Below are 19636 nucleotides of genomic sequence, written 5' to 3'. Positions count from 1 at the left end.
GCGGGGCGGCGGGGCAAGGCGGCGGAGCTCACCCCGCTATCTCCTCCAGCACCTTGACCGCCGCCCCCAACCCGTCCTCCGCCCGCAGTGCCTCCCCCATCCGGGCCGCGTTGGCCGTGATCCGGGGATCGGTGACGGCCTCGCGGACGGCCGCCGCGAGCCCTTCCGCGGCCTCGCGCTGCATGAGGGGGGCGGGCGCGACGCCCAGCCGGTGGAGATGCTCGCCCCACATCCGCTGGCTCGTCTCGAACGCGCAGATCACCTGGGGGATCCCGGCCAGCAGCGCGGCGTTGTAGGTGCCCGGCCCGCCCGCGTGCACGGCCGCGCGCACCCGGGGAAGCAGCCAGGCGTACGGCACGTCCTTGACCACCATGACCTCGTTGGGGGCGTCGCTGATCTCGATCCCTCCCCAGCCCTCGACGACCACGGCGCGGTGTCCGGTGTCACGGAGCGCGTCCAGGACGGTCCGTGCGTTCGCCTCCGGGTCCGGGCTCATGGTGGATCCGTAGCCGATGAACAGCGGTGTGTCCCCCTCGTCGAGGAAGCGCACCAGATCGCCCGGCGGCTCCCAGCCGGGCGCGGGCGGCAGATGCCAGAAGCCGTGTGTGTGGACCGAGTCGGGCCAGTCGGCGGCCGGTTCGATGACCCGCGGGCTGAAGATATGGAGCACCGGGGTCGGGCTGCCGTCGGCGCGGTACCGGAAATCCAGGAATCCCTCCCGGGGCGGCAGCCCGAGCGTCTCCGCCCGCCAGTGCGCGATCATTTCGATGAGCTCCGGCGAGATATAGCTCCTGGGGTCCGTGCCCCGCGGATCCTCCCGCTCGGTGAAGACCTCCGAGAGCCGGCCGAACGCCGGATATTTCCGGGAGACCACGAAGTTCGGATAGAGGACGGCCAGCACATTCGGGATCCCCAGCTTCTCGGCGATCTGGGCGATCTGCTCCCGGGACGACTGGGAGTGAATGATGACATCGGCGCTGTCCGCGTGGTCCGCGGCCGCCTCCCACATGTCACGCAGCAGCACCGGATAGCGCTCGGTCGCCTCCTGCCGCAGGGCGGCCCGCTTGGCCTCCGCCTCGGGGGTCCGCCGGTCGCTCGTCCACCGCAGCTCCCGGACCTCGGGGCGGCGCCACACGGTCAGCGACCAGTCGTCCAGCGGGGCGAATTCCACCCCGTAGGCGGCGGCGAACGGGGCGAAGACGGCGGGGGCCGCCAGCACCGCGGTGTGCCCGGCGCGGTTGAGCGCGTACGCGAGCGCCAGATACGGCTCGACATCGCCTCGGCTTCCGTGGCAGTACACCAGCGCCCTCATCGGCTTCAGCCCTTTCCGGTCCGGTCCCGAGCCACGCATCCTCGCGGGCCGCGGAACGGGTGGACAAGAGGCAGCTTGGGCCGTGCAGAACGCGTCCATTCGGCCGCCCCGGACCCCGCCTACGCTACGAGCGTGAAGGCGCTGATCTACTCCCATGGCACCCGTGGGGACCTGCAGCCGTACCTGGCCCTGGCGTACGCCCTCAACCGAGCGGGGCACACCGCCACGCTGGTCGGACCGCAGATGTACGCCTCCTTCGCGGCCGCGTACGGCGTGCGCTTCGAGCCGCTCACCGACGAAGGGGTGAAAACCCTCTCCCGGCCGGATTTCCGCAGGATCCTGCTGAACAGCGACCGGCCCGAGAGCGAGATCGGCGAATACCGCAAGGCCCGGGAGAAGATATTCAACGAGGTCATGCCCAGGACCTATCCCGTGATGCTCCAGCAGCTGTGGGACGCGGCCCGCGACGGTGCCGACATCGTGATCCACTCCCATCACTCACGCCAGGTCATGCACCAGATAGCGGAGAAACTGGGCGTCCCGCATGTGCTGGCCACTTTGTATCCGCACTTCGTCGCCTCCCGCCGGTACCCCAGCCAGATGGGCACCTTCGATGCCCGGCCGGACAACCTGGAACAGCACCAGCGGGCCGCTCGGCAGCCACTCAAGCCGCTGCTCGTGGATCTGATCTCGACCTGGCGGGAGAAGACCCTGGGACTTCCGCCTCGCGAGGGGTTCCTGGATTTCCGGCACCGTGCCGACGGCAGTCCGGCCCCCGTCCTGCACGGCTTCAGCCCACATGTTCTGGAGACCGCGCCGGACTGGCCCGCCTGGGTACACACCACCGGTTTCTGGTCACTTCCGCGGCAGGCCGACTGGCAGCCCTCGCCAAAGTTGCTGCGCTTCCTGGAAGACGGCGACCAGCCGCCCGTGTTCATCGGTTTCGGGAGTCTGCTCGGCGTCGACCCCGAGGCCACCGGGCAGCTGGTGATCGAGGCGGTGCGGCGTACCGGGGTGCGCGCGTTGATCGTCACGGGCTGGGGCGGAATCAGCGTCGCGGACCCCCCGAAGCAGGTGCGGATCGAGAGCGACGTCCCGTACGACTGGCTGTTCCCCCGGGTACGGGCGGCGGTGCACGCGGGTGGGCCCGGGACGCACAACACGGCCCTGGAGGCCGGGATACCGCAGGTGTCCTGCCCCTTCCACAAGGATCAGGTGATGTGGGGAAATCACCTGCACGACCTCGGTGTCGCCCCGCCGCCCGTGAAGCAGCGCGATCTCACCGCGGACGCGCTCGCCGCCGCCGTCCATACGGCGCTGACCGATGCGGACATCGCCCGGAACGCCGACCGGCTGGCCCGGAAGGTCGCCGGGGAGAACGGAGCGGAGAACGCGGTGCGGGTATTGGAGGAAATTCAGCGGGAGAGTCACTCCGCGCCCGAACCGACCCGGTCGTCCTGATCGTCCGGACCGCCGGAGAATGCGCGGGCCGGAGTCGGCGGAACCGACTCAAGGATGGACAACGTCCTCGTCGATGGCCCGTCTCATTCGTCGGAGGCGGCTAGTGTGTGTTGCTGAGATGGCCGGCGACATCTGTGGGGCAGTCTGTGCGTGAATATCTGCTGACTCTGTGCGTCACGGCCGCGGTCACCTATCTGCTGACCGGGCCGGTTCGTAAGTTCGCCATCGTGGCGGGTGCGATGCCGGAGATCCGCGCGCGCGATGTGCACCGCGAGCCCACGCCGCGGCTCGGCGGCATCGCGATGTTCGGCGGGCTGTGCGCGGGGTTGCTGGTGGCCGCCCATCTCACCAATCTCAAGGGCGTCTTCGAGCTGTCCAACGAGCCGCGCGCGCTGCTGTCCGGGGCCGGGCTGATCTGGCTGCTGGGTGTCCTGGACGACAAGTGGGGCGTGGACGCGCTGATCAAGCTGGGCGGCCAGATGATCGCCGCGGGCGTGATGGTGCTCCAGGGGCTCACCATCCTGTGGCTGCCGGTGCCCGGGGTGGGCCCGGTCTCACTGACACCCTGGCAGGGCACGCTGCTCACGGTCGCGCTGGTGGTGATCACCATCAACGCGGTGAACTTCGTGGACGGCCTGGACGGCCTGGCCTCGGGCATGGTGTGCATCGCGGCCGCGGCGTTCTTCATGTACGCGTACCGCATCTGGTACGGCTACGGCCTGGAGTCGGCCGCCCCCGCGACCCTGTTCGCCGCCATCCTGATGGGGATGTGCCTGGGCTTCCTGCCGCACAACATCCACCCGGCCCGGATCTTCATGGGCGACTCCGGCTCGATGCTGATCGGCCTGGTGCTGGCGGCGGGGGCGATCTCCATCACCGGCCAGGTGGACCCGGACGCGATGAGGCTGTTCACCGGCTCCGAGACGGCCGCGGTGCACGCCACCGTCCCGGTCTACATCCCGCTGCTGCTGCCGCTGACCGTGATCGCGGTGCCGTTCGCCGACCTGGTGCTGGCCATCGTCCGCCGCACCTGGCGGGGCCAGTCGCCGTTCGCCGCGGACCGCGGCCATCTGCACCACCGGCTGCTGGAGATCGGCCACTCGCACAGCCGCGCGGTGCTGATCATGTACTTCTGGTCGGCGCTGATCGCCTTCGGCGCCGTGGCGTACTCGGTGAACTCGGTCAGCATGTGGTTCGTGCTCTCGATCGTGGGGCTGAGCGCGGTGGGGCTGGTCCTTCTGCTGCTGCCGCGCTTCACCCCGCGGGTGCCGCACTGGGCGGAGCGCTTCGTTCCGCCGCGGTACCGCCGCAAGGGCCGGGTGGTGGCAGCCGGAGCCGCGCAGGAGACCGCGCGGGAGGCTGTCGACGGAGAGCCGGGGCTCGAGCCGGGGAGCGAGCCGGGCGGTGAGCCGGGGCGTGAGTCCGGGCGTGAGCAGGGGGGCCCGGTCCCGGCGGGGATCAACGGAGCCACCGCGATCGGCGACCGCTCCCGCTTCTCGCAGCAGGGGACACCTCCCAGCGGTAGCCGAGGGAGCAAGATCGGTAGCTCTTGGTAGTCAGCGTGAGACGGATCCATTAACCCTTCCGTGTGACATGCAGCACATCGGGTAGGTAAAGACCTCATCAAATAGTTTGTGATACCGTTCACGAAAACCCGGTGCCAGAGCCGAAGGGCCGTAGTGCGACCGCCCTTCGTCGTGAGGTTCCTTTCTTCCCCGGGGATACGCTCGTCAACGACGAACCGTTGCTTCCGACTCTTGCCGGAGAACCCTTCATGCAGTCCAACGACGCCCGAACGCTCCTGCAGTGTGCCCTGCCCACCGCAGTCGTCGGCGCCGCCGCTATTGCCGTCGGTGCCGTGCTCGCCGGAGGCAAGGGCGCGTTGGGGGCCGCGTTCGGGGCGATTCTGGTGATCGCGCTGATGACGATCGACCTGATCGTGCTGGTGCGGACCGCCAACAAGCTTCCGCAGATCTTCCAGATGATGGGTCTCGCGCTCTACGCCGTGCAGTTCCTGCTGATGGCGGTGGTGCTCGGCATCTTCAAGGACACCACTCTCTTCAGCACCCGGGCTTTCGCGTTCTCGCTGCTCGCCGCGACGCTGACGTGGATCACCGCACAGACCCGCGCGCACATGAAGGCCAAGATCTTCTATGTGCAGCCCGAGTCCGAAGACGAACGGAACCCGGCGGGGGAGAAGAAGGCCTCCCCCGCCGGGTCCCCATCGTGATCTGTAGGGCCGGTATAAGGGCACGTCCGCTCACCTGCTATCGTCCGGTGCCATCTGAGGCACAGCGGGCGCAGGCGGCTGAACCCCCGGATTCCACGGGACGGAATCGGCGGCCCATGCAGCTGCTGCCCACCGACTACACCGGACTTGCGCCGGCAAGCCGCCCCCACATTCGTAAGACCAGTCCAGTGCCGTTCCGCGGGCCATGCGCCGCGCCGACACAACGAGGTTGCCGTACCCATGCGCCACGCTGAAGGAGCTCGCGGTGAGTCCTGACCAGACGCTCGCCTTCGAGACCGATTGCCACATCTTCGACGGGTGCGGCTTCCCGGCCCCAGGGCTCCACTCGTTCACGTTCGAGCCGATCGCCACGATCGGAGGCTTCGAGCTCAACAAGCCCATCCTGCTGGCTCTGCTGGGCACCGTGGTCGTGGTGGTCTTCTTCTGGGCCGCCTTCGGCAAGGCCAAGGTCGTCCCCGGCAAGCTGCAGTTGATCGGCGAGGCGGGCTACGACTTCGTACGCCGCGGCGTCGTCTACGAGGCCCTGGGCAAGAAGGAGGGCGACAAGTACGTCCCCCTCATGGTCTCGCTGTTCTTCTTCATCTGGATCATGAACCTCTGGTCGGTCATTCCGCTGGCCCAGTTCCCGGTGACGTCGATCATCGCCTTCCCGGCGGGCCTCGCCGCGCTCGTCTACATCCTGTGGGTGAGCCTGACCTTCAAGAAGCACGGCTTCGTCGGCGGCTGGAAGAACATCAGCGGCTACGACAAGTCGCTGGGCCCGGTGCTGCCGCTGGTCATGGGTCTGGAGCTGCTCTCCAACCTCGTCATCCGGCCGTTCACCCACGCCGTCCGGCTCTTCGCGAACATGTTCGCGGGCCACGTCCTGCTGCTGATCTTCACGATCGCCAGCTGGTACCTGCTGAACGGGATCGGCATCGCGTACGCGAGCGTCTCGTTCGTGATGGTCATCCTGCTGACCGCTTTCGAGCTGTTCATCCAGGCCCTTCAGGCCTATGTCTTCGTCCTGCTGGCCTGCGCCTACATCCAGGGCGCTCTCGCCGAGCACCACTGAGCCACCGGCCAGTCCCGTCCCAAACAGGCGTCCGGTGGCCAACCCCCACCGGTCCGTGAAAGAGAAGGAAGAAACGGCATGTCCGCTCTCCAGACCCTCGCTGCCGACGCTGTCCAGCTCAAGGGCAACCTCGGCTCGATCGGCTACGGCCTCGCGGCCATCGGCCCCGGCGTGGGCGTCGGCATCATCTTCGGCAACGGCACCCAGGCGCTGGCCCGTCAGCCCGAGGCGGCCGGTCTGATCCGCGCCAACCAGATCCTCGGCTTCGTCCTCTGTGAGGCGCTCGCCCTGATCGGTCTGGTCATGCCGTTCGTCTACCCGTACAAGTGACCGCGGCGAACGACCGGTCCACCGGACGAAAGGCAATGATGTGAACGCCTTGACAATCCTGGCGGCTGACGAGCCGGAGAACCCGCTCATCCCGCCGATCCCAGAGCTCGTCATCGGCCTCATCGCCTTCGCCATCGTCTTCTTCTTCTTCGCCAAGAAGCTCCTCCCGAACATCAACCGGGTTCTGGAGGAGCGCCGTGCGGCGATCGAGGGCGGCATGGAGGAGGCCGAGGCCCGTAAGGCCGAGGCCCAGCAGGTCCTCGAGGACTACCGCGCTCAGCTCGCCGACGCCCGTCACGAGGCCGCGCGGCTGCGCCAGGAGGCGCAGGAGCAGGGCGCCGCGCTCATCGCCGAGATGCGCGCGGAGGGCCAGCGGCAGCGTGAGGAGATCATCGCCGCGGGCCACGCCCAGATCGAGGCCGACCGCAAGCAGGCGGCGCAGACGCTGCGCCAGGACGTCGGCAAGCTCGCCACCGACCTGGCCGGCAAGCTCGTCGGCGAGTCCCTCGAGGACGTCGCCCGGCAGAGCCGCGTGATCGACCGGTTCCTCGACGAGCTCGAGACGAAGGCCGACGCCGCGGCCGAGACGAAGGCCGAGGCCGGCCGATGAACGGAGCGAGCCGGGAGGCACTGGCCGCGTCGCGCGAGCGCTTCGACGCGCTGACGGACAGCACCTCCGTCGACGCCACGAAGCTCGCGGACGAGCTGGCCGCCGTCACCGCGCTGCTCGACCGCGAGGTCTCGCTGCGCCGGGTCCTCACCGACCCGGCGCAGCCCGGCGAGGCCAAGGCCGAGCTGGCCACGCGCCTGCTGTCCGGCCAGGTCGGCGGCGAGGCCATCGACCTGGTGTCCGGCATGGTCCGGTCCCGCTGGTCGCGCTCGCGCGACCTGGTGGACGCGATCGAGGAGCTGGCGGCCTCCGCCGACCTCGTGGCGGCCCAGCGCGCCGACGTCCTCGACGACGTCGAGGACGAGCTGTTCCGGTTCGGCCGGATCATCTCCTCGTCGACCGAGCTGCGGTCCGCGCTGACCGACCGGATCGCCACCACCTCGGCCAAGGTCGCGCTGGTGCGCGAGCTGCTGGGCGGCCGGGTCAAGCCGGTCACCGAGCGGCTGGTCGCCCGTCTTGTGGCACAGCCGCGGGGACGTAGCCTGGAAGCGGGGCTGGAGGCCCTCTCGCGGCTCGCTGCGGCCCGCCGCGACCGCCTGGTCGCGGTGGTGACCTCGGCCGTGCCGCTCAGCGACCGGCACAAGCAGCGTCTCGGTGCGGCTCTGGAGAAGCTGTACGGCCACAAGGTGCACCTCAACCTGGACGTGGACCCCGAGGTCCTCGGCGGGATCGAGGTCCGCATCGGCGACGAGATCATCGACGGCACCATCGTCGACCGCCTGGACGAGGCGGCCCGGCGGATGGCCGGCTGACGCAGGCCGTACCAACTCAAAAGCCAACTCAACAAGCATGTAAGCGGCCCGAGTTGGGCCGTAGTCAGATACTTCGGGCCCAACAAGGAGAGCAGGGAACCCAGATGGCGGAGCTCACGATCCGGCCGGAGGAGATCCGGGACGCGCTGGAGAACTTTGTCCAGGCGTACAAGCCGGACGCGGCCTCGCGCGAGGAGGTCGGTACGGTCACCGTTGCCGGCGACGGCATCGCGAAGGTCGAAGGTCTTCCCTCGGCCATGGCGAACGAGCTGCTGAAGTTCGAGGACGGCACCCTCGGCCTCGCCCTCAACCTGGAGGAGCGCGAGATCGGCGCGGTCGTCCTCGGCGAGTTCAGCGGCATCGAAGAGGGCCAGCAGGTGCAGCGCACCGGCGAGGTGCTCTCGGTAGCCGTCGGCGAGGGTTACCTCGGCCGCGTCGTCGACCCGCTGGGCAACCCGATCGACGGCCTCGGCGAGATCGACACCGAGGGCCGCCGCGCCCTCGAGCTGCAGGCCCCCACGGTCATGCAGCGCAAGTCGGTGCACGAGCCGATGGAGACCGGCTACAAGGCCGTCGACGCGATGACCCCGATCGGCCGCGGCCAGCGTCAGCTGATCATCGGCGACCGGCAGACCGGCAAGACCGCGCTGGCCGTCGACACGATCATCAACCAGCGCGACAACTGGCGCTCGGGCGACCCGAAGAAGCAGGTCCGCTGCATCTACGTCGCCATCGGCCAGAAGGGCTCCACCATCGCCGGCGTGCGCGGCGCGCTGGAGGAGGCCGGCGCTCTGGAGTACACGACGATCGTCGCCGCCCCGGCGTCCGACCCGGCGGGCTTCAAGTACCTGGCCCCCTACACCGGTTCGGCCATCGGCCAGCACTGGATGTACCAGGGCAAGCACGTCCTGATCGTCTTCGACGACCTGTCCAAGCAGGCCGACGCCTACCGCGCCGTCTCGCTGCTGCTGCGCCGCCCGCCGGGCCGCGAGGCCTACCCGGGTGACGTCTTCTACCTGCACTCCCGGCTGCTGGAGCGCTGCGCCAAGCTCTCCGACGACCTGGGTGCCGGCTCGATGACCGGTCTGCCGGTCGTCGAGACCAAGGCCAACGACGTCTCGGCGTTCATCCCGACCAACGTCATCTCCATCACCGACGGCCAGTGCTTCCTGGAGTCCGACCTGTTCAACGCCGGCCAGCGCCCGGCTCTGAACGTCGGTATCTCGGTCTCCCGCGTCGGTGGCTCGGCCCAGCACAAGGCCATGCGGCAGGTCTCCGGCCGGCTCCGCGTGGACCTCGCCCAGTTCCGTGAGCTCGAGGCGTTCGCCGCCTTCGGCTCCGACCTGGACGCGGCCTCCAAGGCCTCGCTGGAGCGCGGTTCGCGCATGGTCGAGCTGCTCAAGCAGACGCAGTACGCCCCGTTCGCCACCGAGGACCAGGTCGTCTCCATCTGGTCGGGCACCACTGGCAAGATGGACGATGTACCGGTCGAGGACATCCGCCGCTTCGAGCGCGAGCTGCTGGACTATCTGCACCGTGAGCACAAGGGCCTGATGACCAGCATCGTCGAGGGCGGCAAGATGTCCGACGACACCCTCGGCGCGCTGGGCGAGGCCGTGGACAGCTTCAAGCGCCAGTTCGAGACCTCGGACGGCAAGCTGCTGGGCGAGGGCTGAGCATGGGTGCCCAACTCCGGGTCTACAAGAGGCGGATCAAGTCCATCTCGGCGACCAAGAAGATCACCAAGGCGATGGAGATGATCGCCGCCTCGCGCGTCGTCAAGGCGCAGCGCCAGGTGGCCGCGTCGACTCCGTACGCCAGTGAGCTCACCCGGGCGGTGGGCGCGGTTGCCGCCGGCTCCACCACCCAGCACCCGCTCACCACCGAGGCGGAGAAGCCGACCCGGGCCGCGCTGCTGCTCATCACCAGCGACCGCGGTCTGGCCGGCGGCTACTCCTCGAACGTGATCAAGGCGGCCGAGCAGGCCACCCGGACCCTCACCGCGCAGGGCAAGGAGGTCGACACCTACATCGTCGGCCGCAAGGGTGTCGCCTACTACGGCTTCCGCGAGTTCAAGGTCACGGAGTCGTGGACCGGGTTCACCGACAACCCGACCTACGCGGACGCCAAGAAGATCGCGGGCCCGCTCATCGAGGCCGTGCAGCAGGCCACCGCCGAGGGCGGCGTGGACGAGCTGCACATCGTCTACACCGAGTTCGTCTCGATGCTGACGCAGACCCCGGTCGACCACCGGCTGCTGCCGCTGAGCCTCGAGAAGACGGCGGAGGAGGCGGTGGCGAAGGATGTCATCGCGCCGCTGTACGAGTTCGAGCCGTCGGCGGAGGAGGTGCTCGACGCGCTGCTGCCGCGGTACGTCGAGTCCCGGATCTACAACGCCCTGCTGCAGGCCGCGGCGTCCAAGCACGCGGCCACCCGCCGGGCGATGAAGTCGGCGACCGACAACGCCGAAGAGCTCATCAAGTCGCTCACGCGGCTTGCCAACGCGGCCCGCCAGGCCGAAATCACCCAGGAAATCAGCGAGATCGTCGGTGGCGCGAGCGCCCTGGCCGACGCCTCTGCGGGGAGTGACTGACAACTATGACCACCACTGTTGAGCCGACCGCTCCTGCCGGCGTGGCCACCGGCCGCGTCGCGCGGGTCATCGGCCCGGTCGTCGACGTGGAGTTCCCCGTCGACGCTATGCCGGAGATCTACAACGCCCTGAACGTCGAGGTCGCCGACCCCTCCGAGGAGGGCAAGACCAAGACGCTCACCCTCGAGGTCGCCCAGCACCTCGGCGAGGGCCTGGTACGCGCCATCTCCATGGAGCCCACCGACGGCCTGGTCCGCCAGGCCCCGGTGACCAACACCGGCGACGGCATCACCGTCCCGGTCGGTGACATGACCAAGGGCCGGGTGTTCAACACCCTCGGCAAGATCCTCAATGACCCCGAGGCCGAGTCCGAGGTCACCGAGCGCTGGTCCATCCACCGCAAGGCCCCGGCCTTCGACCAGCTCGAGTCCAAGACCGAGATGTTCGAGACCGGCCTGAAGGTCGTCGACCTGCTGACCCCGTACGTCAAGGGCGGCAAGATCGGCCTGTTCGGCGGCGCGGGCGTCGGCAAGACCGTTCTCATCCAGGAAATGATCGTGCGTGTGGCCAAGCTGCACGAGGGCGTTTCCGTGTTCGCCGGCGTCGGCGAGCGCACCCGTGAGGGCAACGACCTCATGGTCGAGATGGAGGAGGCCGGCGTTCTCGACAAGACCGCGCTGGTCTTCGGCCAGATGGACGAGCCCCCGGGCACCCGTCTGCGGGTCGCCCTGGCCGGTCTGACCATGGCGGAGTACTTCCGCGATGTGCAGAAGCAGGACGTGCTGTTCTTCATCGACAACATCTTCCGCTTCACCCAGGCCGGTTCCGAGGTCTCGACCCTGCTCGGCCGTATGCCCTCCGCGGTGGGCTACCAGCCGAACCTGGCCGACGAGATGGGCATCCTGCAGGAGCGCATCACCTCGACCCGCGGTCACTCGATCACCTCCATGCAGGCGATCTACGTCCCCGCGGACGACCTGACCGACCCGGCCCCGGCGACCACCTTCGCGCACCTCGACGCGACGACGGTGCTCTCCCGCCCGATCTCGGAGAAGGGCATCTACCCGGCGGTGGACCCGCTGGACTCCACCTCCCGGATCCTGGACCCCCGGTACATCTCGCAGGACCACTACGACTGTGCCTCGCGGGTCAAGTCCATCCTGCAGAAGTACAAGGACCTGCAGGACATCATCAACATCCTCGGTATCGACGAGCTCGGCGAGGAGGACAAGCTCACCGTCTTCCGCGCCCGCCGTATCGAGCGCTTCCTGTCGCAGAACACCCACGCGGCGAAGCAGTTCACCGGTGTCGACGGCTCGGACGTGCCGCTGGACGAGTCCATCGCCGCGTTCAACGCGATCGCCGACGGTGAGTTCGACCACTTCCCGGAGCAGGCGTTCTTCATGTGCGGTGGCCTGGAAGACCTGAAGAAGAACGCGAAGGAGCTGGGCGTCTCCTGAGGCCCGAGCTTCCTGGAGAGGGGTGGGCCGCGTCCCGCCCCTCTCCGTACGCCCGTTATCCTTTGACGAAAGCCCTGTCGTACCCGGCAGGTGGAGACCCGAGGAGCCACGTTGGCTGCTGAGCTGCATGTCGAGCTGGTCGCGGCGGACCGTAGCGTCTGGTCCGGCAAGGCCACCTTGGTCATCGCGCGCACCACATCCGGTGACATCGGCGTCATGCCCGGCCACCAGCCGCTGCTCGGTGTGCTGGAGTCCGGCCCGGTGACCATCCGCACGAGCGAGGGCGGGACGGTCGTCGCCGCGGTCCACGGCGGGTTCATCTCGTTCTCGGACGACAAGCTCTCGCTGCTCGCCGAGATCGCGGAGCTGTCCGACGAGATCGATGTCAAGCGGGCGGAGCGGGCGCTGGAGCGTGCCAAGGCGGAGACGGACGCCGCCGCGGAGCGGCGCGCCGACGTCCGGCTGCGCGCGGTGGCGGGAGTGCACTGAAGCCTGTCACGAACGGTCGATACCCTCAGCCGCGGGCCGCGTGGGAACCCTCCTGCGCCGGTCCGCGGCTGAGGCAATGCAGGTGCGGTTTTTCCGGATGACGCGAGGAGGTCGGTGAAGATGGTCCTCGCTCTGCTCGTGAGCGGCGTGGTCGTCGCGCTGGTGGTGGTGGGACTCTTCGTCTTCGGTCTGCGGCGGCGGCTGATCCAGCGGTCCGGCGGAACCTTTGACTGCTCACTGCGGTGGCACGCGCCGGGACCCGAGGCCGAGCCGGAGCCCAGCGGCAAGGGCTGGGTGTACGGGGTCGCCCGCTACAACGGCGACCGGATCGAGTGGTTCCGGGTCTTCTCGTACGCCCCCAGGCCGCGCCGGGTGCTGGAGCGGGCCTCGATCGAGGTGCTGGAGCGCCGCACGCCGAAGGGCGAGGAGGAGCTGGCGCTGCTCTCCGACGCCGTGGTGCTGGCGTGTCTGCACAGCGGCACCCGGCTGGAACTGGCGATGAGCGAGGACGCGCTGACCGGCTTCCTCGCCTGGCTGGAGGCTGCCCCGCCGGGACAGCGGGTCAACGTGGCCTGACGGAGCGGCGGCGAGCGGGCGTCGCGGCGCCTCGGCGGACTTCACGCACCTGGACGTGGTCGGGGCAGCCGGGCCCCGCAAGCCTCAGCCGGCCTCAGGGCCCCGCCACCCCCAACTCCTGGGCCAGCACCGCCGCCTGTACCCGGCTGCGCAGCTCCAGCTTGCCGAGCACCCTGCTGACGTGGGTCTTCACGGTGGCCTCCGCCATGGCGAGGCGGTCGGCGATCTGGGCGTTGGACAGCCCCTGGCCCACCGCGCCCAACACCTCGCGCTCGCGCGGGGTGAGGGACGCGAGCACCGCCGGGTCGGCGGTCGTGACGGCCGATGCGGATCGCGGGCGGGCGAACTCGGCGATCAGGCGGCGGGTCACGGCCGGGGCGATCATGCCCTCGCCGCGGGCCACCGTCCGTACGGCCTCCAGCAGGCCGGCCGCGTCGCTGTCCTTGAGGAGGAAGCCCGCGGCCCCGGCGCGCAGGGCGCCGAAGACATACTCGTCGAGGTCGAAAGTGGTCAGGATCAGCACGTCGGCCAGCTGCCCGGCGACGATCTCGCGGGTGGCCGAGACCCCGTCGAGGCGCGGCATCTGGACATCCATCAGCACCAGGTCGGGGCGCAGCTCCCGGGCCAGCCGCACGGCCTGCTCACCGTCGGCCGCCTCCGCGATCACCTCGATGTCGGGCGCGGACCGCAGGATGAGCACCAGCCCGGCCCGTACGGCCAACTGGTCCTCGGCGACCAGGACCCGGACCCTGACCGGCCCCTCGCCGCTCGCCGCCTCCCCCTCGGATTCCTTCGCCCCGCCGTGCAGCTCCTTCACCGTGTCCTGGCTCCTTTGCCGTCGAGGGGCAGCGCCGCCCGTACCCGCCACACCGTGCCGGACGGCCCGGTGTGCGGGCCCGCTTCGAGGGTGCCGCCGAGCAGACAGACGCGCTCGCGCATCCCGATGAGGCCCATGCCGGAGCCGGGCGCGCGGGGGGCGGGGCGGGTGTCGAACGGGCTGGTGACGCTGACCTCCAGCGCGCCGGCATCCAGGGACCCGTCGGCGTCCTGGGCGAGGCGTACGGTCACCTCGCCGGGGGCCGCGTGCTTGAGGGCGTTGGTCAGGGACTCCTGGACGATGCGGTACGCGGCGAGTTCGACCGGCGCGGGAAGCGCGGCGCCGCCCGGCGGGCGGTCGTCGCACAGCGTGAACTTCAGCCCGCTGACGGAGGCGGCGTCCGAGCGGGCGCGCTCGACCAGCGCGTCCAGGGCGTCGAGAGTGGGCGCCGCGGTGGGTTCCGTCTCCCGGTCCGCGTCGCGCAACAGCTCGATGAGGCGGCGCATTTCGGCCAGGCCCCGCACGCTGTTCTCCCGGATGACGCCGAGCGCCTGGTCGGTCGCGGCGGCGTCCCCCAGGGACAGCGCGGCGGTGGAGTGGATGGCGATGGCCGACAGATGCCCGGCGACCCGGTCGTGCAGCTCGCGGGCCATGCGGCCGCGCTCGGCCACCACCGCCTCCCGCCGGTCCAACTCGGCGAGCAGCGCCGTCCGCTCGGCCTCCAGCCGGGCGGCCTCGGCGGCCTCCTGGTGGTTGCGCACGATGGCCCCGGTGCCGGCCGGGGCGAGGGTGAGCAGGGCGGTGACCAGGCCGATGAACAGCGACTCGGGGGTACGCAGCAGCGCCAGCGGGGCGACTGTGGCGACCACGGTGGCCAGCACACACCCGGAGGGCAGCCGCCGGGCCAGGGAGGTCGGGCCGTAGAGGACCGCCGCGTACACCAGGTCCGTGTACATCAGGACGGTCGCGATGAGCGAGCCGCCGCACAGGTCCACGGCGAGGGCGGCGGTGCCGAGCGACAGGGCGGTGCGCGGGGCCACGCGGCGCAGCAGTTCGGCGCCCGCCATGGCGACCAGCGCGGTGATCGTCGACCAGTAGGGCAGCGCGATGGGGGACAGCTCGCCCAGATACACCCCGCCGCGCAGCCCCAGCCCCGTCAGCAGCAGTCCGCCGAGGAGTCCGCCCAGGGCGATGGCGACGTCGACGCGGTGCGGCGGCGGCAGTCGGGGCGGCATGGGTCCATCACAACACGAGCCCGCCGCGGCCGCGTCCGCTTCCGGACGAGTCCGGGGGCGCGCGGCGTACATCGAAGGATGCAGTCCGGTTTCGTCGTCGCCGACGACGAAACCAGCCCGATCGCGCGGGACGGTAAAGGGAGATGCACGGAAGACGGGCAGGGAAGGGAGAACGAGCTGTGATCGTCGGGCTGATCGTCGCGAGTGAGGTCGGCTTCTGGGTGGTGCTGCTCGGAGGCCTGTGCGTGCGATACCTCCTGCGCCGACCACGGGCGGGCGCGGCGCTGCTGGCCTGCGTACCGCTGCTGGACCTGGTGCTGCTGGTCGCGACCGTGATCGATCTGCGGCGGGGCGCCGAGCCGTCGACGGCGCACGGGCTGGCCGCGGTCTACCTCGGCTTCTCCGTCGCGTACGGGCACTACATGATCAAGTGGGCGGACGGGCGCTTCGCGCACCGGTTCGCGGGCGGGCCGCCCCCGGTCAAGCCGCCCAAGTACGGGGCGGCGCGGGCGCGCCACGAGTGGCGGCTGTGGCTGATGACGCTGCTGGCCGCGGTGATCGCGGTGGCCGTGCTGCAGGTGTGCGTATGGCTGATCGGCGACGCGGACCGCAGCGACCCGATGGTGGGGTGGCAGCGGCAGATGCTGATGGTGGTGGGCATCCACCTGCTGGTGGCCGTCAGCTACACCGTCTGGCCCTCGAAGAACAAGAAGCGGGCCGGCGAGGGGGACCAGGGCCGGCCCCGGTCCCTCACCAGGCCATGACCTTCACCAGGCTCTGATCCGTACACTCTTGATCCGTGGCCGGACTCCTGGCGGGCTATGCCCGCTGCTCGACAGACTCCCAAGACCTCACCGCCCTGCGAGAGACCCTGCTCTCCCTCGGTGTCCCCGAGGATCGGATCCACCTCGACCGCGGATTGACCGGCACCATAGCCCCCGCTCACCGTACAGATCACCGGACACCCTCAATGAGACGGCGATCGCTGGTGCCGTCGATCTTGAGCAAGGTGACCTGCTTGTCCCACAGCTCGCGGTATGAGGGACCGGCTTACCAATCTCCCCAGCGTGGTGTGTCGGCATGCTCCCGGCCCCAATTCACCTCGGACAGGGCCTCAGCCGCGTACCCCTGCCCATAGTCCCCCAAAGTGCTGTCAATGGTGAGGGTGGTAAGCAGTTCGGCGGCCTGATCTTGGTGTCCATCTAGCTCGGCCAGGGCCCGGGCGGCTCCCACCCGGTCGGCGATGTCGAGGGCGGCGTCGGTGGTGAGGGCAGCTAGCAGTTCCGCGCCGAGCGCTTCGCGCCGGTCCATCCCAGCTAGAGCCCTGGCGGCATCCACTCGGGTGTAGCCGTCCAGCGAGGTGTCGACAGCACAGGCGGCGAGCGGTTCTGAGGCATACTCGGCGGCGCCCTCAGCCAGAGCCCGGACAGCCGCGACCTGACCGTACTTGCTCAAAGTGGTGTCGGCGGTGAGGGCGGCAAGCAGTACGGTCCCGTGCTGCTGATGTTCATCGACCAAGGTCAGGAACCGGGCAGCCTCCACTCGTTTGTGCTCGTCCAGGGTCGTGTCGGCGGAGAGGGCGGCCAGCAGGGCGGCGCCTCGCTTCCCGCACCCGTCCGCCCTGGCAAGGTCCCAAGCCACATGTACGCGGGTGCGGTCGTCCAAGGTTGTGTCGTTGGCGCAGGCGGCGAGCACATCGGCGGCTTGCTGCCCGTACCCGTCAAATCCGGCCAGCTTCCTCGCCGCACCCATCCGGCTGTGCAGAGGCAGGGTGATGTCGGTCGTGAGAGTGGTTAGCAGTGCGGCGGCATGCTCACGGTGCCCGTCCACCCTCGCCAGCGCGCTGGCCGCACCTATGCGGTCGTGGGGAGACATTGTGGTGTCGGTCGTAAGGGCGGCCAGCAGCTCGACCGCGTGATCTCGGTGCGTGTCTACCTCAATCAGGGCCTGGGCAGCTTGCAACCGGAGCCTGGCGGCGAGGGCGGTATCGGTGGTGAGGCTGGCGAGTAGCGCGGCGCCGTGCTCGCGGTGCCCTTCGATCCTGGTCAGCGACCAGGCCGCGTCCACACGGTCGTAGCCCTCCAGGGTGGTGGTGAGGGCGGCGAGCAACTCGGCGCCGTGCTCGTGGTGCCCGTCTACTTCAGCCAGAGCTTTGGCGGCCGACAAACGGGTGTAGCTGTCCACGGTGCTGTCGTTGGCAAGCGCGGTGAGCCGTGCCGAGGTGATTTCAGCCAAGGCCCGGACGGCCGCGACTTGGCCATGTCCGCTCAGGATGCTCTCGGTGGTGAGAGCGGTGAGCAGCTCGATGCCATGCTCGCGGTGCCCATCTACCTTCGCCAGAGTTTGGGCAGCGTGTACACGGACGTCCTCGTCCAGATCGGTGTCGTGGGCGAAGCCGACGAGCAGTCCGGCAGCATGATCTCGTTGCCCCTCTACCCGAGCCAGGACCGAGACGATGTTCACACGCATGTGGCCCTCATCAGTAAGCCTGTTGACGAAGTGGTTGAGGTGGCGGGCGGTGATGTGCGTGGGAAGGCTGGTTCCGAGTTGGACCTGGCGTGCAAGGAAGAAGCAGAACGCGACTGAAGTGACGCGCTCCATGGCTTGGGTGGTGGCCTTTGAGATGGAGTCCTGGTGGGTGAGGAGCCGGTCGATGAGGAATCCGAGATAGGACGGTTCCAGATTCGGTGGCTCCCAGCTGTCTCCGTCTGCATCAAATCGCAAGGGGAACAGGTCCCGGAGCACCTGGCTGCTCGCGTCTTCGTCGCGAGTGGCGTGGCGGGCGGCGTGGTATTCGAGGAGGGTCTGGTGGAGGAAGTCGAAGTCGTCCGCGCGCTGGGCCAGGATGCCGGTGGGCCGCAGGAGGTCAGTCAGGAATGAGTTCCACAGGTGCGGTTTCACCTTCTGCGGGCGGCTGGCCTGCAAGTGTGAGGCCAGTATGTCGACAGCGGGCGCGTTGCTGCCGTTGATCCTTTCGTAGGCGAGGTGGTCGATCAGCTCTGGCAGGTGATCGCGTACTTGTCGGGTGGCCTGTTCGGCGGCCAGGTTGTCCTTGGGGATCTGGTAGCGGTCCTTCAGGCGGCGGATGGCCTCGTCGTGGGTGCTCTTGATGTTCTTGTGGGCGTTCTGTTCGTAGATCAGCTCGACGAACGACTGGTAGACGCCGGTACGGCCGTCGGGCAGAGGACGGGCGGGATCGGCCGCGTAGAGCTGGCACAGCATGAAGGCCATCAGCGGGGTGTGGGCCAGGGTCTCCAGGTGGGAGCGCTTGAGCCCTGCCATGAACGCGTTGGCGTGGCGGCTGGGGTCGTCCAGGTCTCGGAACCAGTGCGCGGCGTAGGCGAGGAGGTCGTGGGGGGAAAAGGGCTGTAGTTCGTAGTGCGGCACGTGCCGACCCAGCGCGCCGAGTTCCTTTACCGGTAGGTGACGGGTTGCTACAACGAACCGGTACAGCCCTGGCCCGGCCGAAGCCGCGCCGGCGAGCATCGTCAGAGCAGCGCTGCGGGTATCGGTGTCGGGGATCTCGTCGAGGCCGTCGACCAGCACCAGCCAGGACACCCCAGGGCGTGGGGGGTGACGGAAGAAGTCCGCGCCCAGTTCGTCAAGCAGCCCGACCTGCCGAAGGTCGCCGGTTACGGCTTTGGCGAGGGCCGTGGGCAGAGGGTCCGTGCCGGTCAGAGCGGATGCGCTCACCATGACCGGGATCGTCTTCCCGGTCATGGCGCCCATCCAGCCGGCCAAGTGAGCGCGGAGCAGCGTGGACTTGCCGACACCGGGCCCACCCAGGAGGACGCACAGGGCACGGTCTTCCCCGAAGACCTCGGCGGCGGGCACTGCGGGGGCAGCTTCGTTGTCCGCTGCCGGGGTACGAGCCTGCTGGTGCACGTAGACATCGGCCAGCGCCGGCGGGTTCGGGGCGCCTATGACACCTGGATAGGAGTGCTGGCGTGCCGCCTTCTCGGCGGCTTCGAGGTACGCCTCCAGTTGGGTCGTGCCATGAGATTCCGCCCGATCGTGCAGACGGAACAGTTCGTCTCTCTCCGTACCGCTGATGCCCGCCGCGTTGAGGATTGCCCCGATAGTAAGGGCCACTGGCGGCCCCTTCTCGGGGTTGAGCGCGTTGCTGACCGCCGCCTTGCTGACCGACTCGCCGTTGAGTTGTGTCTGCCTGACGATGTCGGCTTGGCTCAGCCCTTGGCGAGCCAGAGTGGCCTTCAGCCGATTCTTCAGTTCCCTGTTGGCGCCGTCGCGCCCTGCCGACCCCGTATAGGCCACCCCTGCCCCCTGACCTTGTTGTTCATCTTGTTCACGTGAACCCGGTGAACGCCTCGTGTGCCAATTCTGTACTCGACCGGCCGGCCGGTCCCGTCTGAATCGGCACGATCGTTGTTGAGGAGTACCAGATGACCATCGAACTGGCGTTGGTCAGCGGCCCCGTTCTGCTACTGGGGGTGCTTGTGCTGCGGCGGCGCAAGGCCCAGTCGAAGCCGGTGGGACTGGTCCGTGACGTCCGCGACCTGATCACCCTGCGCATGGTGCTGCGCGATGCCAAGCCCGACCAGCGCGAGAGCCTGCTGGCAGCACACCGCAAGTGGCGATGTGAGCCAGCCAAGAAGCCCCGAGGCTGAACCCTGGA

Annotated in this window: 18 protein-coding genes; 14 read left to right on the top strand and 4 right to left on the bottom strand. The window is 69.1% G+C overall.

Annotated elements, in window-relative coordinates; genetic code table 11:
- Window positions 1–28 precede the first annotated feature (28 nt).
- Window positions 29–1312, bottom strand: a complete 1284-nt coding sequence (locus PV419_RS07015) for a glycosyltransferase (protein WP_319686858.1) — start codon at window positions 1310–1312, stop codon at window positions 29–31.
- Window positions 1313–1444: 132 nt separating this feature from the next.
- Between PV419_RS07015 and PV419_RS07010 the strand changes: the two genes are divergently transcribed.
- The 12 genes from PV419_RS07010 to PV419_RS06955 all read left to right on the top strand — a co-directional run bounded on the left by PV419_RS07010 (window position 1445) and on the right by PV419_RS06955 (window position 12948).
- Complete coding sequence (locus PV419_RS07010; RefSeq protein ID WP_319686857.1) at window positions 1445–2773, top strand: glycosyltransferase; 1329 nt, start codon at window positions 1445–1447, stop codon at window positions 2771–2773.
- 146 nt (window positions 2774–2919) lie between these two features.
- On the top strand, window positions 2920–4329 hold the full coding sequence (locus tag PV419_RS07005) for an undecaprenyl/decaprenyl-phosphate alpha-N-acetylglucosaminyl 1-phosphate transferase (RefSeq protein WP_319686856.1): 1410 nt from the start codon (window positions 2920–2922) through the stop codon (window positions 4327–4329).
- A gap of 218 nt (window positions 4330–4547) precedes the next feature.
- The gene (locus PV419_RS07000) at window positions 4548–5003 is read left to right on the top strand and encodes a hypothetical protein (RefSeq protein ID WP_319687543.1); all 456 of its coding nucleotides are present in this window, start codon (window positions 4548–4550) and stop codon (window positions 5001–5003) included.
- Between the two features lie 265 nt (window positions 5004–5268).
- The gene (gene atpB / locus PV419_RS06995) at window positions 5269–6078 is read left to right on the top strand and encodes a F0F1 ATP synthase subunit A (RefSeq protein ID WP_319686855.1); all 810 of its coding nucleotides are present in this window, start codon (window positions 5269–5271) and stop codon (window positions 6076–6078) included.
- A gap of 78 nt (window positions 6079–6156) precedes the next feature.
- Window positions 6157–6408: a F0F1 ATP synthase subunit C gene (locus tag PV419_RS06990; protein WP_311727896.1), complete on the top strand. Its 252-nt coding sequence runs from the start codon at window positions 6157–6159 to the stop codon at window positions 6406–6408.
- A 40-nt stretch (window positions 6409–6448) separates the two neighbouring features.
- Entirely contained in the window at window positions 6449–7018 is a 570-nt protein-coding gene (locus tag PV419_RS06985; RefSeq protein WP_319686854.1) for a F0F1 ATP synthase subunit B, read from the top strand.
- Window positions 7015–7830, top strand: coding sequence for a F0F1 ATP synthase subunit delta (locus PV419_RS06980; protein WP_319686853.1), 816 nt, complete (start codon window positions 7015–7017; stop codon window positions 7828–7830). Before PV419_RS06985 ends, PV419_RS06980 begins: the two co-directional genes overlap by 4 nt.
- A 104-nt stretch (window positions 7831–7934) precedes the next feature.
- Window positions 7935–9506: a F0F1 ATP synthase subunit alpha gene (atpA, locus tag PV419_RS06975; protein ID WP_319686851.1), complete on the top strand. Its 1572-nt coding sequence runs from the start codon at window positions 7935–7937 to the stop codon at window positions 9504–9506.
- Window positions 9507–9508: 2 nt separating this feature from the next.
- Window positions 9509–10423 (top strand): F0F1 ATP synthase subunit gamma, encoded by a 915-nt coding sequence (locus PV419_RS06970; RefSeq protein ID WP_319686850.1) that lies wholly within the window; start codon window positions 9509–9511, stop codon window positions 10421–10423.
- A gap of 5 nt (window positions 10424–10428) precedes the next feature.
- Window positions 10429–11883: a F0F1 ATP synthase subunit beta gene (gene atpD, locus PV419_RS06965; protein ID WP_319686849.1), complete on the top strand. Its 1455-nt coding sequence runs from the start codon at window positions 10429–10431 to the stop codon at window positions 11881–11883.
- Between the two features lie 111 nt (window positions 11884–11994).
- A complete protein-coding gene (locus PV419_RS06960) occupies window positions 11995–12372 on the top strand; it encodes a F0F1 ATP synthase subunit epsilon (protein WP_319686848.1) in 378 nt (125 codons plus the stop codon).
- A gap of 120 nt (window positions 12373–12492) precedes the next feature.
- Window positions 12493–12948, top strand: coding sequence for a DUF2550 domain-containing protein (locus PV419_RS06955; RefSeq protein ID WP_319686847.1), 456 nt, complete (start codon window positions 12493–12495; stop codon window positions 12946–12948).
- A 94-nt stretch (window positions 12949–13042) separates the two neighbouring features.
- On the opposite strand, the gene PV419_RS06950 is transcribed toward PV419_RS06955, so the two are convergent.
- Both PV419_RS06950 and PV419_RS06945 read right to left on the bottom strand, forming a co-directional pair.
- Window positions 13043–13756 (bottom strand): response regulator transcription factor, encoded by a 714-nt coding sequence (locus tag PV419_RS06950; RefSeq protein WP_319687541.1) that lies wholly within the window; start codon window positions 13754–13756, stop codon window positions 13043–13045.
- Between the two features lie 5 nt (window positions 13757–13761).
- The gene (locus PV419_RS06945) at window positions 13762–15000 is read right to left on the bottom strand and encodes a sensor histidine kinase (protein WP_319686846.1); all 1239 of its coding nucleotides are present in this window, start codon (window positions 14998–15000) and stop codon (window positions 13762–13764) included.
- Between the two features lie 179 nt (window positions 15001–15179).
- Here PV419_RS06945 and PV419_RS06940 point away from each other — a divergent pair, with 179 nt between their 5' ends.
- Complete coding sequence (locus PV419_RS06940; RefSeq protein WP_319686845.1) at window positions 15180–15764, top strand: hypothetical protein; 585 nt, start codon at window positions 15180–15182, stop codon at window positions 15762–15764.
- A gap of 286 nt (window positions 15765–16050) precedes the next feature.
- Here the strand turns inward: PV419_RS06940 and PV419_RS06935 are convergent, their stop codons facing one another.
- Entirely contained in the window at window positions 16051–19275 is a 3225-nt protein-coding gene (locus tag PV419_RS06935; protein ID WP_319686844.1) for a hypothetical protein, read from the bottom strand.
- A 128-nt stretch (window positions 19276–19403) separates the two neighbouring features.
- On the opposite strand from PV419_RS06935, the gene PV419_RS06930 reads away from it, so the two are divergent.
- Window positions 19404–19628, top strand: a complete 225-nt coding sequence (locus PV419_RS06930) for a hypothetical protein (RefSeq protein WP_319687581.1) — start codon at window positions 19404–19406, stop codon at window positions 19626–19628.
- Window positions 19629–19636: the final 8 nt, after the last annotated feature.

Origin of the sequence: Streptomyces sp. ME19-01-6, assembly GCF_033793745.1 — a bacterium.
Classification (GTDB): domain Bacteria; phylum Actinomycetota; class Actinomycetes; order Streptomycetales; family Streptomycetaceae; genus Streptomyces.
This window is presented reverse-complemented; position numbering and strand designations above follow the sequence as displayed.

Excerpts from the sequence above, each read along its gene's own strand:
- PV419_RS07015 (WP_319686858.1), bottom strand. The coding sequence starts at position 1,312 with ATGAGGGCGCTGGTGTACTGCCACGGAAGCCGAGGCGATGTCGAGCCG.
- PV419_RS07000 (WP_319687543.1), top strand. The coding sequence starts at position 4,548 with ATGCAGTCCAACGACGCCCGAACGCTCCTGCAGTGTGCCCTGCCCACC.
- PV419_RS06990 (WP_311727896.1), top strand. The coding sequence starts at position 6,157 with ATGTCCGCTCTCCAGACCCTCGCTGCCGACGCTGTCCAGCTCAAGGGC.
- PV419_RS06980 (WP_319686853.1), top strand. The coding sequence starts at position 7,015 with ATGAACGGAGCGAGCCGGGAGGCACTGGCCGCGTCGCGCGAGCGCTTC.
- atpA (WP_319686851.1), top strand. The coding sequence starts at position 7,935 with ATGGCGGAGCTCACGATCCGGCCGGAGGAGATCCGGGACGCGCTGGAG.
- PV419_RS06970 (WP_319686850.1), top strand. The coding sequence starts at position 9,509 with ATGGGTGCCCAACTCCGGGTCTACAAGAGGCGGATCAAGTCCATCTCG.
- atpD (WP_319686849.1), top strand. The coding sequence starts at position 10,429 with ATGACCACCACTGTTGAGCCGACCGCTCCTGCCGGCGTGGCCACCGGC.
- PV419_RS06955 (WP_319686847.1), top strand. The coding sequence starts at position 12,493 with ATGGTCCTCGCTCTGCTCGTGAGCGGCGTGGTCGTCGCGCTGGTGGTG.
- PV419_RS06945 (WP_319686846.1), bottom strand. The coding sequence starts at position 15,000 with ATGCCGCCCCGACTGCCGCCGCCGCACCGCGTCGACGTCGCCATCGCC.
- PV419_RS06930 (WP_319687581.1), top strand. The coding sequence starts at position 19,404 with ATGACCATCGAACTGGCGTTGGTCAGCGGCCCCGTTCTGCTACTGGGG.